This window comes from Mesorhizobium sp. M2E.F.Ca.ET.209.01.1.1 (assembly GCF_004010375.2).
Lineage (GTDB): Bacteria > Pseudomonadota > Alphaproteobacteria > Rhizobiales > Rhizobiaceae > Mesorhizobium.
The window spans coordinates 1-427 of sequence record NZ_SADP02000216.1 but is presented as its reverse complement, the minus strand read 5'-3'; the positions used below and the strand labels follow the sequence as shown (position 1 = coordinate 427).

General features: G+C 66.5%; 1 protein-coding gene. It reads right to left on the bottom strand.

Annotated features, from left to right (window positions below; genetic code table 11):
* The coding region (locus EN852_RS35355) for a Gfo/Idh/MocA family oxidoreductase (protein ID WP_189546367.1) at positions 1 to 209 on the bottom strand (209 nt) is incomplete at its 3' end.
* Positions 210 to 427: the final 218 nt, after the last annotated feature.

The window sequence follows — 427 nt, the reverse complement described above, 5'->3', positions numbered from 1 at the left end:
GCCGAGGCGATGAACACCATCTTCACCGCCGGATCGTTCATCACCGTTTCGGTGTCGGCGATCTCGGCGTCGGTAACGGCCGCGACCATCTCAGCCGCCTCGCGATTGGGATCGACGATGTAGCGCAGCCGCACCTTTGGGTGGCGCGCGAGATTTCCGGCATGCACACGGCCGATCAGCCCCACTCCGAACAGACAGACATCCATCATGCGTTCGACTTTCCTATCGGGCCGCGCCTTGGCGGAACGGCCGTTTCAGTGTTGCCTCGCGGCATTCATTTCACCGCGCCCATGGTCAGCCCGCGCACCAGGTGGCGCTGCACCAGGAGCGCGAAGAAGACGATCGGCGGCGCGCCGATGACGCCGGCCGCCGACATCGAGGCCCAGTCGGTGTCGATGCGCCCGATCAGCGTCGCGGTGCCGCGCGG